A 19,380-nucleotide genomic window follows, 5' to 3' on the forward strand; every position below is an offset into this window, starting at 1 on the left:
AAAAGCAAAGGTATAGTGAGCCAAAATAAAAAATCTACGGCGTTGCTGCGCCTTAGCTCACAGAGGGCGGTTTTCTACGGCATTGGAAATGCCAAGAAAACCTGCCCCGTACTACCTGTACTGTCTGCGGCTTGCTGCCTTGTATCTTTTTTATTTTGATTCACTATATCAACGGAATCACAACACGAAGAGGCCGTCTGAAAATCCCAAATCGGGTTTTCAGACGGCCTCTTTGCCGTTCGGACGCGGTTTACTGCCCGGCCACGGTCATTTTGTCTATCAGTATCGAGCCGACTTTGTGCGAGGAGCGGCGCAGGGCGTCGTCGGCCACGCCCGCAATACCAAGCAGCATATCCTGCAAGCGTCCGGCGACGGTGATTTCTTCGACGGGATATTGGATAACGCCGTTTTCCACCCAGAAGCCTGCCGCGCCGCGCGAGTAGTCGCCGGTGAGCATATTGACGCCCTGCCCCATCAATTCGGTGACGAGCAGGCCGCTGCCCATCTGGCGCAGCAGGTCGGCCTGTGTCGGGCAGGTGGCGTTCAGAATCAGGTTGTGCGCGCCGCCCGCGTTGCCCGTGGTCTGCATACCGAGTTTGCGCGCACTATACGACGATAAAAAATAGCCCTGCACGACGCCGTTTTCGATAACGAAACGCGGGTGCGTGGCGACGCCTTCGCTGTCGAACCAGCTGCTGCCCCAGGCGCGGGGAATATGCGGCTCTTCGCGCAGGCTGAGGAATTCGGGCAGGATTTTTTTGCCGATGCTGTCGACGAGAAAGCTGCTCTGGCGGTAGAGCGCGCCGCCGGAGAGGCCGCCGACGATGTGGCCGATGAGGCCGGCGGAGACGGTGGCGTCGAAGAGGACGGGGACGCTGCCGGTGGGCAGGCTGCGGGCGTTCAGACGGCGTACGGTGCGTTCGGCGGCGGTGCGGCCGATGTTTTCCATGCTGTCGATTTCTTCTTTGCTGCGGGCGAGGTCGTACCAGTAGTCGCGCTGCATGGCGCCGTCGGCGTCGGCGGCAACGACGCTGCACGAAACGCTGTGGCGCGTGCCGCGTTCGTGTTGCAGAAAGCCGTGGCTGTTGCCGTAGGCAAACTGGTAGTGCGAGGTCTGGATGCCCGCGCCTTCGGAATTGTTGATGCGCGGGTCGGCGTCGAGGGCGGCGGCTTCGCAGCGGCGGGCGAGTTCGGCGGCTTCTTCGGCGGACAAGTCCCACGGATGGAATTTGTCGAGATCGCCGAAGCGGGTGGCCATCAGACCGGCGTCGGCGAGGCCGGCGCAATCGTCCTGCGCGGTGTAGCGGGCGATGTCGAGGGCAGCCTGAACGGTTTCTTCTATGGCGCGGCGGGAGAAGTCGGCGGTGCTGGCGCGGCCTTTGCTTTGCCCGAGATAGACGGTGATGTCGAGGGATTTGTCCTGCTGGTGCTCGATCTGCTCGATTTCCTGCAAACGCACCTGGACGCTCTGGCCGAGCGATTCGCTCAAATCGGCTTCGGCAGCGCTTGCGCCCCTGCGTTTGGCGGCATCGAGGGCGAAGGCGCACAAATCCGTCAGTTCCTGCGGCGTGTGGTTGAACATAAAATGCTCCGTGGTAGGGTTTTCAGACGGCATTTTACCCGTTTTTGTGCGAAGGCAAGCCGCATTGCTGCTAAAATGCCGCCTCTTGACGGCAACCAGATAGCGAAACAGAAAATGAGCGCCAGCGACAACGAAGAATGGGTAAGCAAAACCCAAATGAAAAAGCGCATGAACGACTTGCAGGATTTAGGCATGGAGCTTACCCGCCTGTCGGCCGAAACGCTGAAAAAACTGCCCCTGTCGGAAGAACTCGCGCAGGCCGTGCGCGACTACAAAAAAATCACCTCCAACGGTGCGCTCAAACGGCAGACGCAGTTTATCGGCCGCCTGATGCGCGACACCGACCCCGAGCCCATCCGCGAATTCCTCGCCCGCCTCAAAGGCGAAAACCGCGCGCACAACGCCTTTTTGCAGCGCGTGGAAAACATGCGCGAACGCCTGCTCGACAACGACGAAGCGTTTACCGAATTTGCCGCCGCCCACCCGCAGGCCGACCTCTCCGCGCTGCGCACCCTCATCCGCAACGCGCGCAAAGAAAAAGAGCAGAACAAGCCGCCGAAAAACTTCCGCGCCCTCTACCAGGCCGTGAAAGCCGAAATGGAAGCCGCCGAATCGGGCGGCGCGGCAGACGAATAAACCGTTTTCAGACGGCCTCACCCCCTGAAAGGAAACCCATGTTCCCCCACCCAGACGACGAAGAATACAACCGCTTCATCCGTGCCGCCCTCGGCAGCCGCACCCTCTACACCCTGGTCTCCCCCGAAGACGACGTTGCCGAATGCCCGTCGGCCGAATACGAAGAAGACGACGGCGAACCCGTGCCCGTCTTCTGCGTCTGGCACGACCGCGCCCAAGCCGAAGCCTGCATCGCCGAAGAATGGGCGGATCACGAAGTCGACGAGCTGCCGCTGGACTTTTTCCTGCACGAATGGCTGGTGGGCATGGATCAGGACGCCGTGCTCTTGGGCATCGACTTCGACCCGCAGCTCTACGGCCTGGAAATCGAACCCGTCGAAGTGCTGGCCGACATCCTCGATGCCGCCGAACAGATGCAGTGCACCGAAATGATCGACGGCTACGGCGAACTGATGAACTACCGCCTCGAATGGGAACGCGAAATGGCGGGGCAAAAACGCCTCAACTGAACGCTGCCCCGCATCAGGCCGTCTGAAAACCCGCTTTTCCGTTTTCAGACGGCCTTTTCACCCCCTCCTCTGCGCCCGCACGGGAGAAGGAGCGCAGCTTCCGCCGTTTCAGACGGCCTCAAAAGACAGTCTGAAACCCGAAAGGCCGTCTGAAAGTGAAGTTGCAACGAAGTCAAAACCCGTTTCCCCGTTTTCAGACGGCCTGACGCTTCCCATACCGCCCGCGCCGCCTTTTCAGACGGCCGCCAACCGCACAGGCAAACAGACACCACGGAGAACCCTCATGCGGAAAATCTTCTCATGGCACACCGTGCGCGAATCCCGCGCCTTCGGTTTCGCCGCCTTCCTCTACCGCCGCTTCGACGAAGTGGACGTGCCGCAAGTGTCGGCCAGCCTCACCTTCACCACCCTGCTCGCCCTCGTGCCCGTGCTGACCGTCGTCCTGTCCGTACTCTCGGCCTTCCCGATGTACGACCGCCTGTCCGCCTCCGTGCTCGGCTTTATCGACGGCAACCTCGTGCCGCAGGGCGCGGACGTCGTGCGCGAATACCTCGCGCGCTTCCAAAGCAACGCCGCCAAACTCACCGCCATCGGCATCGCCTTCCTCGTCGTCACCTCCGTCCTCCTCATCCGCACCATCGACCAAACCTTCAACCGCATCTGGCAGGTCAAAAACCTGCGCCCGCTGTGGATGCAGTTTCTCGTCTACTGGATGCTGCTCACCTTCGCCCCGCTCACCGTCGGCGCGGCCTTCTCCGTTTGGGAACTTCTGCTCTCGCACAGCAGCCTCGCCGCCCTGCCCGCCTGGCTTTCAGACGGTCTCAAAACCGCCGGCTCCCTCGCCCTCGACACCGCTGCCCTCTGGCTGCTCTACCGTCTCGTGCCCAACCGCTACGTCCCCGCCCGCCACGCCCTCATCGGCGCCGCCCTCACCGCCGTCCTCCTCGATCTGCTGCGGCGCGGCTTCGCCTGGTACATCGGCACCTTCAACAGCTACACCCTCATCTACGGCGCCTTCGCCGCCGTGCCCGTCTTCCTCATGTGGCTCAACCTGCTGTGGATGCTCCTGCTGGGCGGCGCCGTCTTCACCTCCTCCCTGTCCTACTGGCAGGGCGACGCCTTCCGCCGCAGCTTCGGCGCGCGCGGCCGCTTCGGCGCGCGCGGCCGCTTCGACGACGTATTAAAAATCCTCCTGCTGCTCAACCGCGCCCAAAACAGCGGACAAACCCTGCGCATCCAAGACTTCCGCCGCCACATCGACATGGGCTACGACGAATTGGGCGACCTGCTCGACAAACTCGCACGGCACGGCTACATCTACAACGGCAACCTCGGCTGGGTACTCAAAACCACAGCCGCCAACATCCGCCTCGAAGAACTCTTCCAACTCTTCGTCTACCGCCCCGCCGCCGACCCCGGCGACTCCGTCGGCCAGGCCGTCTCGCAAATCATGACCCCGGGCCTCGAAAGCATGAACCTCTCGCTCGAAGCATTCGACCGCCGCACCCGGCCGCCGCAGGAGGCCGTCTGAAACACACCAAGCCGCCCGCACGCTTTCAGACGGCCTCCCGCTTCCTACCGCTTAAAAAAATTCCGCAACCGATTATCGGGCAAAACACTTGTTTACCTGTTACCGTTTTATGATGCCGCCCCGCCAAACCGATGATTTTAAGCAAATAGCATCGGAAGGCCGCATTAATGAAAGTATGGAAGCAGCATGACCTTTTCCCACACCGAAACCGCCAAACAACTCACCGTCCTCGCAGAAAACCTGCCCGATTTCCCCCTCGACCGCACCCTCACCTTCCGCATGGTGCGCCTCGCCGCCGAACACCTCGGCACCAACCTCAACCAATGCCTCAAAGCCGAAGGCATCACCGAAAACCTTTGGTTCGCCCTGCTCTCGCTCTACGCCGCGCCCAACCGCGAAACCCTGCCCTCGCGCCTGAGCGACCTGCTCTGCCTCACCCGCACCAGCGCCACCCGCCTGTCCGACGACATGGTCGCACGCGGCTGGGTCGAACGCGGCGGCAACGCCCAAGACCGCCGCCAAACCGTCCTGAAACTCACCGAAGAAGGCGAAGCGTTCATCCGCCGCATGCAGCCGCAAATCACCGAAAAACGCAACCCGATCTGGGCAGGCTTCGACGAAGCCGACCACCGCAAACTGCAACGCCTGCTCGGCAAACTGCTCGACAACCTGGAAAGCGAAAGCGCCGAAGCGCATGAAGGACAGGAAGAAGCGGAAAACTATAGTGAGCCAAAATAGAAAAGATACAAGGCAGCAAGCCGCAGACAGTATGGGTAATACGGCAAGGCGCAGCAACGCCGTATATTTTTTATTTTGGCTCACTATAAACCCCACCGCAGCAACACAGAGGCCGTCTGAAACCCGATTCAGACGGCCTCCGCCGTTTTGCACACCCACACAGGCAGGCGCCGCGCGGACGCAGAAAGGCCGTCTGAAACGCACCTCCCGTTTCAGACGGCCTTTCCTTTCAGACGGCCTTTTCCATCAACTTATCCGCCGCCGCGCTGCCCAATCTTTGCCGCAGCAGCGCTACGGCCGCCCCGTCCGCGTGTCCGTTCGCCCGTGCCGCCGACAGAATCATCACCGCGTCGAGCCAGCCGCCCGCATCGACGGGAAGCTGTGTCAGACATCCGTCGTCGCAGCCGCAACGCCAGATGCGGCCGGTGTTCCGGTGGAAACACCACAGGCCGCCGTCGTCCGGGCTTTCGCCGAAGGCAAGCAGCCCGTCGGCCTGCATGCGGATTGCGTCGGCTTCGGCGGCGGGCAGTTCCGCCCAAATACCGTCCAACCAAAAACAAGCATCGGCCAACGGCTCGATAAGCTCGGGCGTATAAATTGTCCAAGCCGGATACTGCACGCCGATATGTTCGTAATAGGCACGCAGCACGGGCGGCAGCGGGCAGCCGATACGCCGTTCGCAGTCAGCCAAATCGGCGCGGGAAACGGGGAAAAACGGACGATCGCCTCCCCACAAATCCAAGTAGGCGCGAACGCACTGCGCCCACCAGGCCAAACGCGCCGCCTCGTCGGGCAGCGGCGGCAGAGTCAGGGGCGCGGGATGGTGCTGCGTTTGCGCCGTCGGCATTTCAGGCGGCGGCACAAAATAGGCAGACAGCGCGGCCTGCCATTGCCTGTCGCCGGCAGCGGCGGGCAGGGCTTGCGCGATACGGGCGAATACGGGCACGGACAGCCATGCGCGGTAAGCAAAGCGCGCGCGCTCGTCGGCAGCTTGGACGATAAAACGGGCTTGGGGAGAAAACAGGGCGGAAAACGCCCCGTGCGGGACGGGATGGATAAGGACGGCAACCGTTTCCGGAATCAGGATCAGGCCGTTGCGCGGCATCTCGGGCAGCGCGGCGGCAAGGTCTTGCAGGGTATGGAACAGCCGCATCAGGGGCTTTCAGACGGCCTTGGGCTTTCGCCGCTGCGCCATATTCTTGCCGATGCGCGTCAGCTCGTCGGCGGGAATGTGCGTTTTGCCCAGCTCGAACAAGCCTTCTTCCAAAACCAGATGCACGGCGTAGCCGTCGACGAAGGCTTGGAAGGCGGCGGCATCGGGGCGGTAGTGTTCGTCGGCTTCCAGCTTGGCAAACTCGTCGGCCACCGCCGCCCAGTTGGCGTGCAGGACAACGTGCTGGCGCAGCAGCTCGTCCACGTCGGCCTGCGCCTGCGGCGCGTAACGCAGCAGCAGCGGGAAATAGTCGAGTTCTTCGTCTTCGTGGTGCAGCGGCGCGGCAACGTCGAAATACTGCGCAATCTGGCGGATGGTACGCAAGACGATGTCGTTGCGGCCGTTTTCGGCGATATAGCCGTCGAGCATGCCGACCTGTTCGCAGAAGCGGCGGACTTTGCCGTGGCAGGCGTAGAGCATTTCTATCGGTTCGTCGAAAGTGACGCTGCGGGTGTTGAAAAGGTTCATGTCTGTCGTCCGTTGCGGCCGTCCGGACAGTCTTTGGCTGCCAATCTTATGCTGGCGGCGGCGTTTTCAGACGGCCTGAATCTTTGGTTTGCGAAAGGCGCGGAGTATACGCCCTTCCGTGTGCCGCAAAAACAAAAACGGCCTGCTTGCGTGCAGGCCGTCTGAAAATGCGCGGGTTTATTTCAAAGTGATGTGGCCGAGCATTTGCGCGGAGTGGGCGGGGAAAGAGCAGTAGAACTCGTATTTGCCGCCGTCGGCGAATTTGCTTGTGTCGACAGTGACGCTGGTTTCTTCGCCGCCGCCGATCAGTTTGGTGTGCGCAATCACGCGCGTATCGCCTGCTTTGACGTAATCGCCGTCGGCACCTGCGCCCGCGCCGTCTTTAATCACGGCCTGGGTGTCTTCGGCTTTGGAAATCACAATGTTGTGACCCATTGCGGTTTTCGGCATTTTGCCGGTGTGTTTCAGGGTGACTTTGAACTCTTTGCAGTTGGTTTTGTCGATAACCAGCTCTTTGGTGTTGAAGTTCATCATGTCGTCTGATTCCACCACGGTTTCGCACGCGCCGGCTGCGGCGGCAGGAGCTTCGGCGGATGCTGCGGGCGCGGCTTCGGAAGCGGCAGGCGCGGCGGGTTCGGCTTCGGAGGCGGCAGACGCGGGCGCGGCTTCGGCAGAAGCGGCAGGCGGCGCGGCGGGGGTTTCGGCCGGTTTGTTGTCGCCACACGCGCTCAGCGCCAGTGCGGCTGCGGAAATCAGTGCTAAGTATGCCTTCATGTTTCATCTCCTGATGATGTTAAAAAATAAGTCGGGGAAACAAAGGTCTGACTCTTGCTCCCGTTCCGCCTGCGGCCTCTGCGGCGCGGGCGTCAGAGGCGGAATCTACCACAAAACCCCGACGAAAGATAATTATTTTTGATATTTGCCGGCCAATCGGCGAAGAGCGGCGGCCAGTTGCGGATGGTGTTGCAGCTGCTCGGCGCTGCGGCGGAAACTTTCGGCGGCGGCGGCGCTCAGGCGCAGGCTGTTTTCTTTCGGCGGCGCGGCGGGCTTGGGCACGGTTTTGACGCGCACGCTTTGTATCAGATCGCTGTACTGCTGCAAGCGCGGCAGCAGGGCGGGGGCGATCATTTTCAGGCGCGAGGCGGCCATGTTGTTGGCGGCCAGCAGCACCAGCGCGCCCTCTTCGATGCAGGCCGTCTGAACGTGCGGATGCAGGTTGGCGGGCAGCTCCTGTTTCACGATGTTATCGAGCTGCCGCCACGCTTTGGCGCTTTGCAGGAGAAATTGCAGCTGCGGGTCGGCGTCGGAGCGGCGGCCGCTGCGTTTGCCGATTTGTTCCAAATCCATTTTCAGACGGCCTCCTGCGGCCTCTCGCCGCTTTGTTTTGCTGCCGCCGCGCCTTGGTTGGCCAAGGCGTCGGCACGTTCGTTTTCAGGATGTCCGGCATGGCCTTTGACCCATGTCCAGACGACGTCGTGTTCGGCGACGAGGCGGTCGAGTTCGCGCCACAGGTCTTCGTTTTTCACCGGCTGCTTGGCCGACGTTTTCCAGCCGTTTTTCTTCCAGCCGCGTATCCAGCTTTCCATGCCGTTTTTGACATATTGCGAGTCGGTGCAGATTTCGACGCGGCTTTTGCGTTTGAGGGCTTTGAGCCCTTCGATGACGGCGGTGAGCTCCATGCGGTTGTTGGTGGTGTCGCGCGCACCGCCGCTGAGTTCTTTTTCATGGCGGCCGTAGCGCAGTAGTGCGCCCCAGCCGCCCGTGCCGGGATTGCCTTTGCAGGCGCCGTCGGTGTAGAGGTAAACGGTTTGTTCCATGTCGGTATACCCTGTTTTGCAGCGGCGGATTATAGCAGGCCGTCTGAAAAGCGGTTTTCAGACGGCCTCCGGGGTTCAATCGGGCAGCAGTTTGCCGGGGTTCATGATGTTGTGCGGGTCGAAGGCGGCTTTGACGGCGCCCATCAGCCGCAGTTCGGCCGCGCTGCGCACGCGGGGCAGCCAGTGGCGTTTGACGATGCCGACGCCGTGTTCGGCGGCTATCGTGCCGCCGCAGGCGATGACGTGTTCGTAAACGACGGTGTTGACGGCGTCTTCATAGGCATAGGCATCGTTGTTTGTCGCGGCGGGCAGGAAGGTGTTGTAGTGCAGGCTGCCGTCGCCGAGGTGGCCGAAGAGAACGATGTCGATGCCCGCGAACGTTTGGCGCAGCGCGGCACCGCAGCTGCCGACAAATTCGGAAACGCGCTCTATGGGCAGGGCGATGTCGTGTTTGATGCTGACGCCGAGGCTGCGTTGGGCGGCGGAGATGTTTTCGCGCAGCGTCCACAGGGTTTGCCTTTCGCTTGCGGATTGGGCAAGGATGCTGTTGTCAAAGCCGTGTTGCAGCAGGTATTCGGCAAGCAGGCCGCCGAGGTCGTCGCGCGGTTCGGCGTCGGCCAGTTCGAGCAGGACGTGCCAGGGGGCGGAAACGGGGGCGGCGCTGCGGCTGTAGGCTGCGGAGAGTTCGAGGGCGCGGCTGCCGACGAGTTCGAAACTGGTGAGCCGCTCGCCGAAGCGTTGTTGCACGAGGGCGAGGAGTCCGACGGCACGATCGATGCTGTCGGCGCCGACCCAGGCGGTTTCGTAAGTTTGCGGCAGGGGGAAGAGTTTGAGGGTGGCAGCGGTGATGACGGCAAGCGTGCCTTCGCTGCCGATAAGGAGCTGGCGCAGGTCGTAGCCGGTGGTGTTTTTGTGCAGAGGGACGAGTTGGGAGACGAGTCCGCCGTCGGGCAGGACGGCTTCGATGCCGAGGACGAGGTCGCGCATGGTACCGTAGCGCAAGACGTTGAGGCCGCCGGCGTTGCAGGCGATGTTGCCGCCGATCTGGCACGAGCCTTCGCTGGCGAGGCTGAGGGGAAACAGCCGCCCCGCAGCGGCGGAGGCCTGTTGGACGTTTTGTAGGATGCAGCCCGCTTCGACGGTGACGGCGTTGTCGGCGGCGCTGATGCTGCGGATGCGGTTCAGACGGCCTAAGTTGAGCAGAACGCCGCCCTGCGGCACGGCCGCGCCGCACAGGCCGGTGTTGCCGCCCTGCGGGGTGACGGGAATGCGGCTTGCAAAACAGTAGCGCATGATGTTCTGTACGGATTCTGTGTTTCGCGGCCGCAGTACCAATGCGGCTTTCCCCGTGTAGCGGCGGCGCTGGTCGGTGAGCAGGGCGTCGGCGTCGCGCAGGATTTCGTCTTCGTGCAAGAGGGCGGCCAGTTCGCTGAGGTCGGCGGGCATAATCGTTTCCAAGGCTGTCGGGCAAAGCGGCGGATTATATAGCGGGACGCAATGGCACGCCTACCGCACGCCGTTCCGATTCGTGCCGCTGTTTTCAGAACAAAGGCACAAAGGCCGTCTGAACGTTTCAGACGGCCTTTGTGCCATGCAAAAAAGAGCGCCGAAGCGCTCTGTCGCAAAGGGGAAATCCCGATTATTTGCTGGCAGCAGCTTCGGAAGCGGCAGCTTCAACAGCAGATGCGGCAGCTTCGGTTGCGGAAGCGGCAGCTTCGGTAGCAGATGCAGCGGCTTCAGTAGCGGAAGCAGCAGCAGTTTCAGCCATGGAAGCGGCAGAAGCGGCGGCTTCGGAAGCAGCAGAAGCGGCAGCGTTAACGGCAGAAGCGGCGTTGTTTGCAGCGTTATCGCCGCAGGCGGCCAAGAACAGGGACATCAGGGTAGCGGCCAAAAGAGATTTTTTCATTTTTAAAACACCTATTGCAAAAGATAAATTAACCAAAAACATCAGCAAATAATAACGCCCTGCAACAGCGCTGCCGTTGCGGGCTTTTGCGGATTTATGCTGAACGGTCGCCATTATGCCTATCAGACCGTGCAAAATCAATCATACTTTGATTTGCGTCACATTCGGCGCCATGCAGGCGGGATAGTATCTGCCGTTTTCCGTCGGCGCGGCAGAGTATCGCGGCGGCCGTACAGGCGAAACGGCATTTTCCGTTTCGTTTCCATAAAACCGTTTATAAACAGTCTGTTTGGTTTCCCATACCGCTTCCTATCCCGTCCGCCGCCCTCCTCCGCCCCGTCTTTGCGTTTTCCGGTAGCAAAAACGCAACAATATCCGCACTTCCGCCCTCGGAACACATCGGGGCATACCGCAAAAGCGCGCCGAAATAAACCGTCTGCGCCTGCGGCTTGATGATACAATGCACGCCTTTACAACCTGTTCCGAAAGACAGCCATGATTAAAAAAGACACCGTTGTCGGCCTGCATTACCAAATGTTCGACGCCAACGACCAGCTCATCGACGAAACGCAGCAGCCTATCGTTTATCTGCACGGCGGCTACGACGGCATTTTCCCGCTGGTGGAAGAAGCCCTGCACGAGAAAAACATCGGCGACGAGGTAGACGTTGTGCTCCAGCCCGACGACGCGTTCGGCGAGCAGGATCCCGAGCTGATCCGCATCGAACCGGCCGACGCCTTCCCCGCCGAAGTAAAGCCCGGCATGATGTTTGAAGCCGACATGCCCGACGGCGACGTGGTTATCTTCCGCGTGACCGACGTGGCCGAGGGCAAAGTAGTGGTGGACGGCAACCATCCGCTGGCCGGCATGAAAATCCGCTTCAAAGCGAAAGTGGACAGCATCCGCGAAGCCACAAAAGAAGAAACCGAGCACGGCCACGTCCACGGCCCGCACGGCCACCATCACTGAGTACCGACCCAACAGAGAGGCCGTCTGAAAAATTTCAGACGGCCTCTTCTTTAATATATGCCGCCCGCTACGCCGCGTCTTTTTCAGACGGCCTCAGGCGGCATCAGCCTTTGCAGCAGCTTTATGCCTGAGTGATTTCACGCATTTCGCCGCCCAACGCGTCCAATTCCCGCAACACCTCTTCCCAAGCCCGGTCAATCAGCCCGCAGGCCTCACCTTCGGCTTTGAGGCCGAACTCGATATGTGGCGCAATGCGGCTGCCGTCGGCTTCGGTGCGGCCGACGCTGGGCAGGCTGTATGTACGAATGCCCGCGTAATCGCGTTCGATGCGCTCCATCAGCGGCGTGATGCGCGATTCGGGCAGGCCGAATATCCAAATACCGCGCCCGTCGCTGCGGAGGCGGTGGAAACGGTCGGCGTAGCGGTTTTCCAGCACCCATTCGGCCATCGGGTGCGCCATCACGGGGAAACCGGGCAGGAAATAATGTTCGCGGATGGAAAATCCGGCGATATTGTTGAAACTGTTGGGGATGATGTCCGCGCCCTGCGGGAAGTCGGCCATTTTCAGACGTTGGCGGTGTTCGGGCGAATCGAGGCTTTCGCCGCGTTTGGCGGTCACGCCTGCAATCAATGCGGCGGCTTCGGGATGGCACACCAGCAGCAGGCCGAGGGCTTCGGCGGCAGCCTGGCGGGTGTGGTCGTCGGGCGTCGAACCGATGCCGCCGGTGACAAAGGCGGGCAGGCCGTCTGAAAAGCTGCGGGAGAGCTGCCTTACCAGCAGGACGCGTTCGTCGGGCAGGTATTGCACCTGATTGAGCTTAAGGCCGCGCGTTTCGAGCAGATTTTTGAAAAAGGGGAAATGTTTGTCTTGGCGGCTGCCGTGCAGAATTTCGTCGCCGATGATGATGAGGTTGAAGCGGTTCATATTGAGGCCGTCTGAAAAAGCGGTAATGATTGATATAGTGGCAGGCCGTCTGAAACAAAAAAGACTGCCGATAAGCAGTCTTTTTCAGGTTTCGGCGGTTTAGCTGCGTTTGAACAGGTTGCCGAATTTGCTGTTGAATTTGTCCACACGGCCGGTGGTGTCGACGATTTTCTGGGTGCCGGTGTAGAAGGGGTGGCAGTTGGAGCAAACCTCGATGTTGAAGTTTTCTTTTTCCATGGTCGACTTGGTCACGAATTTGTTACCGCAGGAGCAGGTAATGTTTACTTCGTGGTAATTGGGGTGAATGCCTTGTTTCATTTGAAATGTCCTTTTTGGTTGGCGGGCATAGGGGTTGTGCCTATGCTTCATGTCGTCCCTTGCGGGAAAGCGGCGGATTGTAGCCGAAGCATGTGTTTTCGGCAAGCAGGCCGTCTGAAAAAGGCGTTGAGGCAAAACAGAATGTTGCGTTTGCTGTGCGCCCTGCTGCCGCTTTCAGACGGCCTCTGCCTATCGGCGCAGCAAACCTAATAATGCGGCGGGATTTCGTCGCGCAGGCTGTAGGACTCGGCTTCGCTGCTGCCGTTTTTGTCTTGCAGGCGGCTGTAGAGCAGTTGCAGTTGCGCCTGTTGCAAATCGAGCGTTTGGCGCATTTGGGCGATGGTGTCGCTTAAGCGGGTAATCAAATCGTCCTGCAAGGCCGTCTGAATTTCCAGCTCGGTGATGCGGTGTTCCAAGTCGTTTTCGTTCATTTACAGCACCATGGCGGCAATCCAGCCGGCGACGGTCAGCGGGATGTTGTAGTGGATAAAAGTGGGGATAACCGAGTCACGGATGTGGTCGTGCTGGCCGTCGGCGTTCAAGCCCATGGTGGGGCCGAGCGTCGAGTCGGAGGCGGGCGAACCGGCATCGCCCAGCGCGCCTGCGGTGCCGACAATCGCTACGGTTGCCAGCGGTGAGAAGCCGAGGCTGATGCACAGCGGCACATAAATCGCGGTGATAATCGGCAGGGTGGAAAACGACGAACCGATGCCCATTGTAACCAGCAGGCCGACCAAGAGCATCGCCAGCGCGGCCATGCCTTTGCTGCCGCCGAACATCTGCATACTGCCGTCAACCAGCGGCTGAATGTGGCCGGTGGCCTGCATCACGGCGGCGAAGCCCTGTGCGGCAATCATGATAAACCCCACCATCGCCATCATTTTGATGCCTTCGCCAAACACATCGTTGGCATCGTGGCGTTTTACCACGCCCAGCGTCATGAATACGGCAAAGCCCACCATCGCGCCGAGCAGGAGCGCGTCTTTATAAACCAACTGGATGGCAAAGCACACGGCAATCGCCACGGCGGCAACAAGACTGCGGTAAGACGAGGGCGCGGGCGTGTCGGCGGCGCTTTGGTTGTCGGCCAAATCGATTTCGCTGCTTTGGTACACGCGCGGTTTGCGGAAACGGACAAAGGCGAGCAACAGCCCGGCCACCATGCCCAGCGCGGGGATGGCCATCGCCTGCATCACGTTGATATGTTTGACATTCAGCCCTGCTTTTTCGATGTTGCCCAGCAGGATTTCGTTTAAGAAAATCGCGCCGAAACCATAGGGCAGAAACATATAGGTTGTTACCAAGCCGAACGTAATCACACAGGCAATCAGGCGGCGGTCGACCTGCAAACGGTTAAACACCAGCAAAAGCGGCGGGATAATCATCGGAATAAAAGCGATGTGGATGGGCACGACGTTTTGGCTCATCACACCCATCGCCAAAATCAGCAGCAACAGCGTCCATTTCACCGCGCCCGTACCCGTTTGCGAGCCGCTGCGGTTGAGTTTGCGTACCACCGCGCCCGCCAGCTGCTGCGGCAGGCCGGAGTGGGTAATCGCCATCGCAAACGCGCCGAGCATGGCGTATGAAAGCGCGATTTTCGCGCCGCCGGCCAAACCGGTTTGGAACACGGTGATGATGCCTTCGTGCACCACTTTGCCGTCTGCCGCCACGTCGGAAAGCGGCATACCGGCCAGCAGGCCGCCGACAAACGCACCGATGGTGAGGCTCAACACAACGTGTACGCGCAAAAGCGACAGCGCGAGCATCACAATTACGGCAATCACAACAGCATTCATGGTTTTCTCCTTCTCAGACGGCCGTCTGAAAAAACAGCAATTCCTGCCACCGCTTCGGCAGTGCGGCAGAACTTGTTTGCAGACGGCCTGAATTGTCAACATTTTGCAAATATTAACATAACAATATTGGCGGCAACAACATGAAGCCGTCCGAATGTGGGATTCGGCAGGCAGCGGCCGCCTGAAAACCGTAAAAAACCGCATAAAGCCATCGGCTTTATGCGGTTTTGGCGAAACCGGATTATTTCAGCTTGGTTTCTTTGTACATAACGTGTTTGCGGGCAACGGGATCAAATTTTTTGATTTCCAGTTTGCCGGGCATGGTACGTTTGTTTTTGGTTGTGGTGTAGAAGTGACCGGTGCCGGCACTTGATTCCAGTTTGATTTTATCGCGCATAGCAGTAATTCCTTAATCGAAAATCTTCAAAATCAAGCTTCGCCGCGCGCGCGCAGATCGGCCAGAACGGCATCGATGCCGAGCTTGTCGATGGTGCGCAATGCTGCATTGGATACGCGCAGGCGCACCCAGCGGTTTTCACTCTCAACCCAAAAACGGCGTGTTTGCAAGTTAGGCAAAAAACGGCGTTTGGTCTTATTATTGGCGTGCGACACGTTGTTGCCACTCATCGGGCGTTTTCCGGTCACTTTACAAACTCGTGCCATGGTTTAACTCCAAACTTCTGAAAAAGTAAAACGCGGTTTATACCACAAACCCGCAATCCGCAGCAAGCACACATTTTTTCCGCGCGCCGTTTGCGTCGGGCAAACCGATGAAAATGTGGTTTTTTATCCAATCATCCCCTTCCGCTCCCTCGGTACACATTTTTCAGACGGCCTCATGCAAAACCAGCGGCAGGATTTCGCACCCCTTCTCCGATACGGACAAAAAACCGCCGCGCCCGTCGTGCCAGTCGGGCAAAACGTAGCGCGTAACGGTGCGGCCGCCGCAGGTGTGGCGGTGGACGGCGGGGCGGTGGGTGTGGCCGTGGATCAGGATTTCGGCCTGCGGATGCCGCGACAGGGCTTGGCAGACGCCTTTTTGCGTCACGTCTGAGATGCTGCCCATGCCGATTTCTCGTTTGCGCTTTTTGCTGGCGGCACGCATATCGGCAGCGATTTTCCTGCGCCATTTCTGCGGCAGGGACAGAAGAATTTTCTGCACGGCTTGATTACGCATGATGCGGCGGAAACGTTGGTAGGACGTGTCGTCGGTACACATTTCGTCGCCGTGGGAAATCAGGCAGGTTTTGCCGTAAAGCACCAATTCTTCCGTCTCGGGCAGCAGAGTCATGCCTGCGGAGGCGGCGTATTTTTTGCCGAGCAGGAAATCGCGGTTGCCGCAGATGAAATAAACGGGCGTATGGGCGGAAAAGGCTTTCAGCGCCGCCGCCGCGTCCTGCGCCGCCTTGTCCGGCATATCGTCGCCCAGCCAGGCTTCAAACAGGTCGCCCAATATATAGAGCGCGTCGGTATCGTTTTCCCAGCCGCGCAGCGCCTGCGCGAACAGGCGGTTGAGGTCGGGCGTGTCGTCGGATAGGTGGAGGTCGGCGATGAAAACGGTGCGGCGCATGAGGTGGTTTGTCGGACAAAACGGCGGCGATTATATAGCGGAACGGCTTGGCGCGCCTGCGGCGGAGGCCGTCTGAAAGCGCAGCCCCAACAAAATTCAAACAGAGGCAACGGATGCGGAAAGGCCGTCTGAATGTTTCAGACGGCCTTTTCGGTTGCTGCGGCAGCAAGATTAGTTGAACAAGTCGTTCACTTTGTCTTCCACCTTGTCCCAAAACGATTTTTTGCGCGGGGTCTGGCTGCGGTCGAGGCCGGTGGAGATTTTTTCAAATTCTTCCAGCAGCTCTTTTTGGCGGTCGGTGAGATTGACCGGGGTTTCGACGACAACGTGGCAGTAGAGGTCGCCGACAGCGCCCGAACGCAGGGATTTGATGCCTTTGCCTTTGACGCGCATACGGCGGCCGGTTTGCGTTTCTTTGGGGATGGTGAGTTTGACTTTGCCTTCAAGGGTGGGCACTTCCACTTCGCCGCCGAGTGCGGCAACGGTGAAGCTGACGGGCAGTTCGCAATGCAGGTCGACGCCGTCGCGCTCGAAGATTTTGTGCTGTTTCACATGGACGGCAACGTAGAGATCGCCTGCGGGTGCGCCGTTGCGGCCGGGTTCGCCTTCGCCGGAGAGGCGGATGCGCTGGCCGTCGTCGATACCGGCGGGGATGTTGACTTCGACGGTTTTGCTCGCTTTCACACGGCCTTCGCCGCGGCATTTGACGCAGGGGTCTTTGATTTCTTTGCCGCTGCCGTGGCAGGCGGGGCAGGTTTGCTGCATTTGGAAGATGGCCTGACGGATGTGGACGGTGCCCGTGCCGCGGCAGGTGGAGCAGGTGGTGGCCGACGTGCCGGGTTTGGCGCCGCTGCCGTGGCAGACGTCGCAGTCTTCGTAGGTCGGTATGGTGAAGCGTTTTTTCACGCCCTGCGCCGCTTCTTCGAGGCTGATTTGTACGTCGTACTGCAAATCCGCACCCTGGTAGCTCTGCTGGCGCGAGGCTCCGCCTCCGCCGCCGAACATCTGGCTGAAAATGTCGCTGAAATCGAAGCCCTGTGCGCCGCCGAAGCCGCCGAAACCTCCGCCGCCGAAGCCGCCCGCGCCCTGCTCGAAAGCGGCGTGGCCGTATTGGTCGTACATGGCGCGTTTTTCTTTGTCGGACAAGGTGTCGTAGGCTTTTTGCACTTCTTTGAATTTTTCTTCGGCCGCTTTGTCGCCGGGGTTGCGGTCGGGATGGTATTTCATCGCCAGCTTGCGGTAGGCTTTTTTGATTTCGTCGTCGGCGGCGCTGCGGGCGACGCCGAGTGTTTCGTAAAAATCGCGGTTGCTCATGGTTGTGTTTTTGCGGGTAGTTTGGAACGGCGCGGTAAGTATGGGCGGCCGTCTGAAAATTAAAGCAGGCCGTCTGAAAATTGTCGCTGCTCGCGGCGGCATTGCGTTTTCAGACGGCCTCTGCGGGTTTGACGTGTGTTTTAACGGCTGTGGTCTTCGATGCGGCGGTTTGCACCGTTTTCAGACGGCCTGCCGTCTACCGTGTGGAAATCGCCTTCGATAATGTCGTCGTCCGCACCGCCGCGCCGCGTTTGGCCGAAGCCGCCGAACGGCGCCGCGCCCTGCGTCTGCTCGACGGGCGCGCCGCCTTTGAAGGGCAGCATCAGCAGCACGGCCAGCACGGTGGACACAAAACCCGGGCTGATGAGCAGCAGCCCGGCCACGGCATAACGCACCGGCCACAAAAGCTGGTAGGCCGACACTTTGCCGCCGCCGCGCACGGCAGCCGCCGCCAGCAGCACGCCCGACAGCCCCATGCGCCGCAGCATGAACACGCCCGCCATCGCGCTGAGCGCCATCAGCAAGATGGCAGGCGCCGCGCCGATTCTGCCCGCCACTTGGGCGATCGACAGAATTTCCAGCACGATGAAAACAAGAAAACCGATACCGGCGTTCCGCATAGTTTGTCCTTTGTAATGAGTGGTTGCGAGAGCGGAACATACAGACAAAAGCGGCGATTTCAACGCAGAAGCGCGACGATGGGCAGTAAAAAAAAGTAAAGCAGGGCGGCGGCAAACGCGGCGCGGTAGGCCGTCTGAAAGCGCGGCGCAAACGGCATCAGGCAGCGCGGCGCGGCGGCGTACTCGCTCCGTGCCTGCCCGCATGCCCTGTTCACGGGCTCGGCGGCTTTTGCTATGCTTTGCGCCATGAAAACACTGCTTCACACCCCGCTCAAAACCTTCTCCGCCGCCGCGCTGCTGCTCCTGCTCGCGGCCTGCGCCTCCCAATCCTCTTCCGACGGCTACTACCGCGTCCGCCCGGGCGATACGCTGCACCGCATCGCCGCCCGCGTCGGCCAGCCGCCCGCCACGCTGGCCAAATGGAACAAACTCAGCGATCCGTCGAAAATCACCGTCGGCCAGATGCTGCGCGTCGGCAAAAACGCCCCGCGCACGTCCGACACCGCCGCAGGCAAAAGCCGCGCCGTGCCGCAGACCAACAAACTTTCCATGCGCCTGCCCAGCACCAATCCCGTCCTCGCCCGTTTCGGTGGTGCGAACAAAGGCGTCGATTTCGCAGGCAGCGCGGGCGACCCTGTGAAAGCCGCCGCCGCGGGCAAGGTGCTCTATGCGGGCAACGGCGTGCGCGGCTACGGCAACCTCGTCCTCATCAGCCACGGCGGCGGCGTGCTCACCGCCTACGCCCACAACGACAAACTCTTGGTACAAAAAGACCAAACCGTGCGCGCGGGCGACACCGTGGCGCTGATGGGCAGCAGTGATGCCGAACGCGTGAAACTGCATTTCGAAGTGCGCGCCGCAGGCAAGGCCGTCAATCCCGAAAACTATCTGCCGCCGCTGCCTGCGTCCGCCGCGCCGACGCCCGTCCCCTTCCCCGTTCCCGCCGCACCGGCGCAAACCGTTGCCGCAGAAACCGCCGTCGCCGCTGAAACGGAGGAACCGCCGCCCGCACCCGCTGCGGAAACGCCTGCGGCGGAGTGAGTTTCCGCAAGGGCGCAAGAGGCCGTCTGAAAGCGCGTTCCGCCCGCCGCACCTGCTTTCAGACGGCCTTTCTACGGCTGTCTTTCCCCCGCCAAATCCGCTAGAATGCGTTTTTTCAAAAAGGAAAAACCATGCGTTACCTGCTCCCCCTCGCCCTCCTCGCCGCCCTGTCCGCCTGCTCTTGGGAAACCTACCAAAACAGCGAAGGCCGCACCGCGCTGCGCCAGAAATACCCCGCCGGAACAGGCGTCACCTATCAGGACGGCACCTACTCGCGCAATATGCGCAACAACCAATACCGCCCCGAACAACACGCCGTTCTGCCCGCCCGCAGCGGTCAGGAACAGGAAGTACGCGGCACGCACTGGGAAAAAATCCGCCCGCAATAAGCCGCCGCGCGGCACAAAGGCCGTCTGAAACCGCT

The 19,380-nt window shown here is 60.4% G+C and carries 25 protein-coding genes; 7 read left to right on the plus strand and 18 right to left on the minus strand.

Going from position 1 to position 19,380, the window contains the following annotated elements:
- Positions 1-250: 250 nt before the first annotated feature.
- Positions 251-1,582 carry a metalloprotease PmbA gene (pmbA, locus tag ACG2K1_RS09130; protein WP_395428712.1) on the minus strand — a complete coding sequence of 444 codons (1,332 nt, stop codon included), beginning with the start codon at positions 1,580-1,582 and terminating at the stop codon, positions 251-253.
- 114 nt (positions 1,583-1,696) lie between these two features.
- Between pmbA and yjgA the strand changes: the two genes are divergently transcribed.
- The 4 genes from yjgA (at position 1,697) to ACG2K1_RS09150 (ending at position 4,996) form a co-directional block, all read left to right on the plus strand.
- Positions 1,697-2,218, plus strand: coding sequence for a ribosome biogenesis factor YjgA (gene yjgA / locus ACG2K1_RS09135; protein ID WP_036496150.1), 522 nt, complete (start codon positions 1,697-1,699; stop codon positions 2,216-2,218).
- 38 nt (positions 2,219-2,256) lie between these two features.
- Complete coding sequence (locus tag ACG2K1_RS09140; protein WP_009426192.1) at positions 2,257-2,727, plus strand: DUF2750 domain-containing protein; 471 nt, start codon at positions 2,257-2,259, stop codon at positions 2,725-2,727.
- Positions 2,728-3,010: 283 nt separating this feature from the next.
- On the plus strand, positions 3,011-4,258 hold the full coding sequence (locus tag ACG2K1_RS09145) for a YihY family inner membrane protein (protein ID WP_395428711.1): 1,248 nt from the start codon (positions 3,011-3,013) through the stop codon (positions 4,256-4,258).
- 186 nt (positions 4,259-4,444) lie between these two features.
- The gene (locus ACG2K1_RS09150; RefSeq protein WP_395428710.1) at positions 4,445-4,996 is read left to right on the plus strand and encodes a MarR family transcriptional regulator; all 552 of its coding nucleotides are present in this window, start codon (positions 4,445-4,447) and stop codon (positions 4,994-4,996) included.
- Between the two features lie 229 nt (positions 4,997-5,225).
- On the opposite strand, the gene ACG2K1_RS09155 is transcribed toward ACG2K1_RS09150, so the two are convergent.
- The 7 genes from ACG2K1_RS09155 to ACG2K1_RS09185 all read right to left on the minus strand — a co-directional run bounded on the left by ACG2K1_RS09155 (position 5,226) and on the right by ACG2K1_RS09185 (position 10,400).
- Positions 5,226-6,149 carry an SMI1/KNR4 family protein gene (locus tag ACG2K1_RS09155; protein WP_009426196.1) on the minus strand — a complete coding sequence of 308 codons (924 nt, stop codon included), beginning with the start codon at positions 6,147-6,149 and terminating at the stop codon, positions 5,226-5,228.
- Positions 6,150-6,158: 9 nt separating this feature from the next.
- The gene (locus tag ACG2K1_RS09160) at positions 6,159-6,677 is read right to left on the minus strand and encodes a hemerythrin domain-containing protein (protein WP_009426197.1); all 519 of its coding nucleotides are present in this window, start codon (positions 6,675-6,677) and stop codon (positions 6,159-6,161) included.
- Between the two features lie 177 nt (positions 6,678-6,854).
- Complete coding sequence (azu, locus tag ACG2K1_RS09165) at positions 6,855-7,451, minus strand: azurin (RefSeq protein ID WP_009426198.1); 597 nt, start codon at positions 7,449-7,451, stop codon at positions 6,855-6,857.
- A gap of 132 nt (positions 7,452-7,583) precedes the next feature.
- Entirely contained in the window at positions 7,584-8,024 is a 441-nt protein-coding gene (locus ACG2K1_RS09170; protein WP_009426200.1) for a DciA family protein, read from the minus strand.
- Between the two features lie 2 nt (positions 8,025-8,026).
- A complete protein-coding gene (rnhA, locus tag ACG2K1_RS09175) occupies positions 8,027-8,494 on the minus strand; it encodes a ribonuclease HI (protein WP_009426201.1) in 468 nt (155 codons plus the stop codon).
- Between the two features lie 75 nt (positions 8,495-8,569).
- Entirely contained in the window at positions 8,570-9,940 is a 1,371-nt protein-coding gene (locus tag ACG2K1_RS09180) for an FAD-binding oxidoreductase (protein ID WP_094031071.1), read from the minus strand.
- A gap of 193 nt (positions 9,941-10,133) precedes the next feature.
- The gene (locus ACG2K1_RS09185) at positions 10,134-10,400 is read right to left on the minus strand and encodes a hypothetical protein (protein WP_036496153.1); all 267 of its coding nucleotides are present in this window, start codon (positions 10,398-10,400) and stop codon (positions 10,134-10,136) included.
- Between the two features lie 495 nt (positions 10,401-10,895).
- Here ACG2K1_RS09185 and ACG2K1_RS09190 point away from each other — a divergent pair, with 495 nt between their 5' ends.
- Complete coding sequence (locus ACG2K1_RS09190) at positions 10,896-11,369, plus strand: peptidylprolyl isomerase (protein ID WP_009426205.1); 474 nt, start codon at positions 10,896-10,898, stop codon at positions 11,367-11,369.
- A 121-nt stretch (positions 11,370-11,490) separates the two neighbouring features.
- Here ACG2K1_RS09190 and ACG2K1_RS09195 read toward each other — a convergent pair whose 3' ends face one another.
- From ACG2K1_RS09195 to ACG2K1_RS09240, 10 genes are all read right to left on the minus strand, one after another.
- Entirely contained in the window at positions 11,491-12,294 is an 804-nt protein-coding gene (locus ACG2K1_RS09195; protein WP_009426206.1) for a molybdopterin-binding protein, read from the minus strand.
- 99 nt (positions 12,295-12,393) lie between these two features.
- Positions 12,394-12,612 carry a 50S ribosomal protein L31 gene (gene rpmE / locus ACG2K1_RS09200; RefSeq protein WP_036496140.1) on the minus strand — a complete coding sequence of 73 codons (219 nt, stop codon included), beginning with the start codon at positions 12,610-12,612 and terminating at the stop codon, positions 12,394-12,396.
- Positions 12,613-12,818: 206 nt separating this feature from the next.
- Positions 12,819-13,043 (minus strand): SlyX family protein, encoded by a 225-nt coding sequence (locus tag ACG2K1_RS09205; RefSeq protein ID WP_009426209.1) that lies wholly within the window; start codon positions 13,041-13,043, stop codon positions 12,819-12,821.
- Entirely contained in the window at positions 13,044-14,411 is a 1,368-nt protein-coding gene (locus tag ACG2K1_RS09210) for a Na+/H+ antiporter family protein (protein WP_395428709.1), read from the minus strand.
- 241 nt (positions 14,412-14,652) lie between these two features.
- A complete protein-coding gene (gene rpmG, locus ACG2K1_RS09215) occupies positions 14,653-14,808 on the minus strand; it encodes a 50S ribosomal protein L33 (RefSeq protein ID WP_009117634.1) in 156 nt (51 codons plus the stop codon).
- Positions 14,809-14,840: 32 nt separating this feature from the next.
- On the minus strand, positions 14,841-15,074 hold the full coding sequence (rpmB, locus tag ACG2K1_RS09220) for a 50S ribosomal protein L28 (RefSeq protein WP_036496141.1): 234 nt from the start codon (positions 15,072-15,074) through the stop codon (positions 14,841-14,843).
- 163 nt (positions 15,075-15,237) lie between these two features.
- A complete protein-coding gene (locus tag ACG2K1_RS09225) occupies positions 15,238-15,981 on the minus strand; it encodes a UDP-2,3-diacylglucosamine diphosphatase (protein WP_009426213.1) in 744 nt (247 codons plus the stop codon).
- 171 nt (positions 15,982-16,152) lie between these two features.
- A complete protein-coding gene (gene dnaJ, locus ACG2K1_RS09230; RefSeq protein ID WP_395428708.1) occupies positions 16,153-17,295 on the minus strand; it encodes a molecular chaperone DnaJ in 1,143 nt (380 codons plus the stop codon).
- 140 nt (positions 17,296-17,435) lie between these two features.
- On the minus strand, positions 17,436-17,915 hold the full coding sequence (locus tag ACG2K1_RS09235; RefSeq protein WP_395428707.1) for an FxsA family protein: 480 nt from the start codon (positions 17,913-17,915) through the stop codon (positions 17,436-17,438).
- Positions 17,916-17,974: 59 nt separating this feature from the next.
- The gene (locus tag ACG2K1_RS09240; RefSeq protein ID WP_009426216.1) at positions 17,975-18,163 is read right to left on the minus strand and encodes a hypothetical protein; all 189 of its coding nucleotides are present in this window, start codon (positions 18,161-18,163) and stop codon (positions 17,975-17,977) included.
- Between ACG2K1_RS09240 and ACG2K1_RS09245 the strand changes: the two genes are divergently transcribed.
- Together ACG2K1_RS09245 and ACG2K1_RS09250 are read left to right on the plus strand one after the other, a co-directional pair.
- Positions 18,162-18,956 (plus strand): peptidoglycan DD-metalloendopeptidase family protein, encoded by a 795-nt coding sequence (locus tag ACG2K1_RS09245; RefSeq protein ID WP_395428706.1) that lies wholly within the window; start codon positions 18,162-18,164, stop codon positions 18,954-18,956. The genes ACG2K1_RS09240 and ACG2K1_RS09245 overlap by 2 nt on opposite strands.
- Positions 18,957-19,087: 131 nt before the next feature.
- Positions 19,088-19,345, plus strand: a complete 258-nt coding sequence (locus tag ACG2K1_RS09250) for a hypothetical protein (protein WP_036496143.1) — start codon at positions 19,088-19,090, stop codon at positions 19,343-19,345.
- The last annotated feature ends 35 nt before the right edge of the window (positions 19,346-19,380 follow it).

The organism is Neisseria sp. 23W00296 (assembly GCF_044772855.1).
GTDB lineage: Bacteria > Pseudomonadota > Gammaproteobacteria > Burkholderiales > Neisseriaceae > Neisseria.

What these genes read in the sequence shown, in the direction of transcription:
- ACG2K1_RS09160 (WP_009426197.1), bottom strand. Translation starts at nt 6,677, where the DNA reads ATGAACCTTTTCAACACCCGCAGCGTCACTTTCGACGAACCGATAGAA.
- ACG2K1_RS09170 (WP_009426200.1), bottom strand. Translation starts at nt 8,024, where the DNA reads ATGGATTTGGAACAAATCGGCAAACGCAGCGGCCGCCGCTCCGACGCC.
- ACG2K1_RS09150 (WP_395428710.1), top strand. Translation starts at nt 4,445, where the DNA reads ATGACCTTTTCCCACACCGAAACCGCCAAACAACTCACCGTCCTCGCA.
- rpmG (WP_009117634.1), bottom strand. Translation starts at nt 14,808, where the DNA reads ATGCGCGATAAAATCAAACTGGAATCAAGTGCCGGCACCGGTCACTTC.
- azu (WP_009426198.1), bottom strand. Translation starts at nt 7,451, where the DNA reads ATGAAGGCATACTTAGCACTGATTTCCGCAGCCGCACTGGCGCTGAGC.
- yjgA (WP_036496150.1), top strand. Translation starts at nt 1,697, where the DNA reads ATGAGCGCCAGCGACAACGAAGAATGGGTAAGCAAAACCCAAATGAAA.
- ACG2K1_RS09210 (WP_395428709.1), bottom strand. Translation starts at nt 14,411, where the DNA reads ATGAATGCTGTTGTGATTGCCGTAATTGTGATGCTCGCGCTGTCGCTT.
- ACG2K1_RS09140 (WP_009426192.1), top strand. Translation starts at nt 2,257, where the DNA reads ATGTTCCCCCACCCAGACGACGAAGAATACAACCGCTTCATCCGTGCC.
- ACG2K1_RS09145 (WP_395428711.1), top strand. Translation starts at nt 3,011, where the DNA reads ATGCGGAAAATCTTCTCATGGCACACCGTGCGCGAATCCCGCGCCTTC.
- ACG2K1_RS09235 (WP_395428707.1), bottom strand. Translation starts at nt 17,915, where the DNA reads ATGCGGAACGCCGGTATCGGTTTTCTTGTTTTCATCGTGCTGGAAATT.
- ACG2K1_RS09225 (WP_009426213.1), bottom strand. Translation starts at nt 15,981, where the DNA reads ATGCGCCGCACCGTTTTCATCGCCGACCTCCACCTATCCGACGACACG.
- rnhA (WP_009426201.1), bottom strand. Translation starts at nt 8,494, where the DNA reads ATGGAACAAACCGTTTACCTCTACACCGACGGCGCCTGCAAAGGCAAT.
- rpmE (WP_036496140.1), bottom strand. Translation starts at nt 12,612, where the DNA reads ATGAAACAAGGCATTCACCCCAATTACCACGAAGTAAACATTACCTGC.
- ACG2K1_RS09185 (WP_036496153.1), bottom strand. Translation starts at nt 10,400, where the DNA reads ATGAAAAAATCTCTTTTGGCCGCTACCCTGATGTCCCTGTTCTTGGCC.
- ACG2K1_RS09195 (WP_009426206.1), bottom strand. Translation starts at nt 12,294, where the DNA reads ATGAACCGCTTCAACCTCATCATCATCGGCGACGAAATTCTGCACGGC.
- ACG2K1_RS09250 (WP_036496143.1), top strand. Translation starts at nt 19,088, where the DNA reads ATGCGTTACCTGCTCCCCCTCGCCCTCCTCGCCGCCCTGTCCGCCTGC.
- ACG2K1_RS09245 (WP_395428706.1), top strand. Translation starts at nt 18,162, where the DNA reads ATGAAAACACTGCTTCACACCCCGCTCAAAACCTTCTCCGCCGCCGCG.
- ACG2K1_RS09155 (WP_009426196.1), bottom strand. Translation starts at nt 6,149, where the DNA reads ATGCGGCTGTTCCATACCCTGCAAGACCTTGCCGCCGCGCTGCCCGAG.
- dnaJ (WP_395428708.1), bottom strand. Translation starts at nt 17,295, where the DNA reads ATGAGCAACCGCGATTTTTACGAAACACTCGGCGTCGCCCGCAGCGCC.
- ACG2K1_RS09205 (WP_009426209.1), bottom strand. Translation starts at nt 13,043, where the DNA reads ATGAACGAAAACGACTTGGAACACCGCATCACCGAGCTGGAAATTCAG.
- ACG2K1_RS09180 (WP_094031071.1), bottom strand. Translation starts at nt 9,940, where the DNA reads ATGCCCGCCGACCTCAGCGAACTGGCCGCCCTCTTGCACGAAGACGAA.
- rpmB (WP_036496141.1), bottom strand. Translation starts at nt 15,074, where the DNA reads ATGGCACGAGTTTGTAAAGTGACCGGAAAACGCCCGATGAGTGGCAAC.
- ACG2K1_RS09190 (WP_009426205.1), top strand. Translation starts at nt 10,896, where the DNA reads ATGATTAAAAAAGACACCGTTGTCGGCCTGCATTACCAAATGTTCGAC.
- ACG2K1_RS09240 (WP_009426216.1), bottom strand. Translation starts at nt 18,163, where the DNA reads ATGGCGCAAAGCATAGCAAAAGCCGCCGAGCCCGTGAACAGGGCATGC.
- pmbA (WP_395428712.1), bottom strand. Translation starts at nt 1,582, where the DNA reads ATGTTCAACCACACGCCGCAGGAACTGACGGATTTGTGCGCCTTCGCC.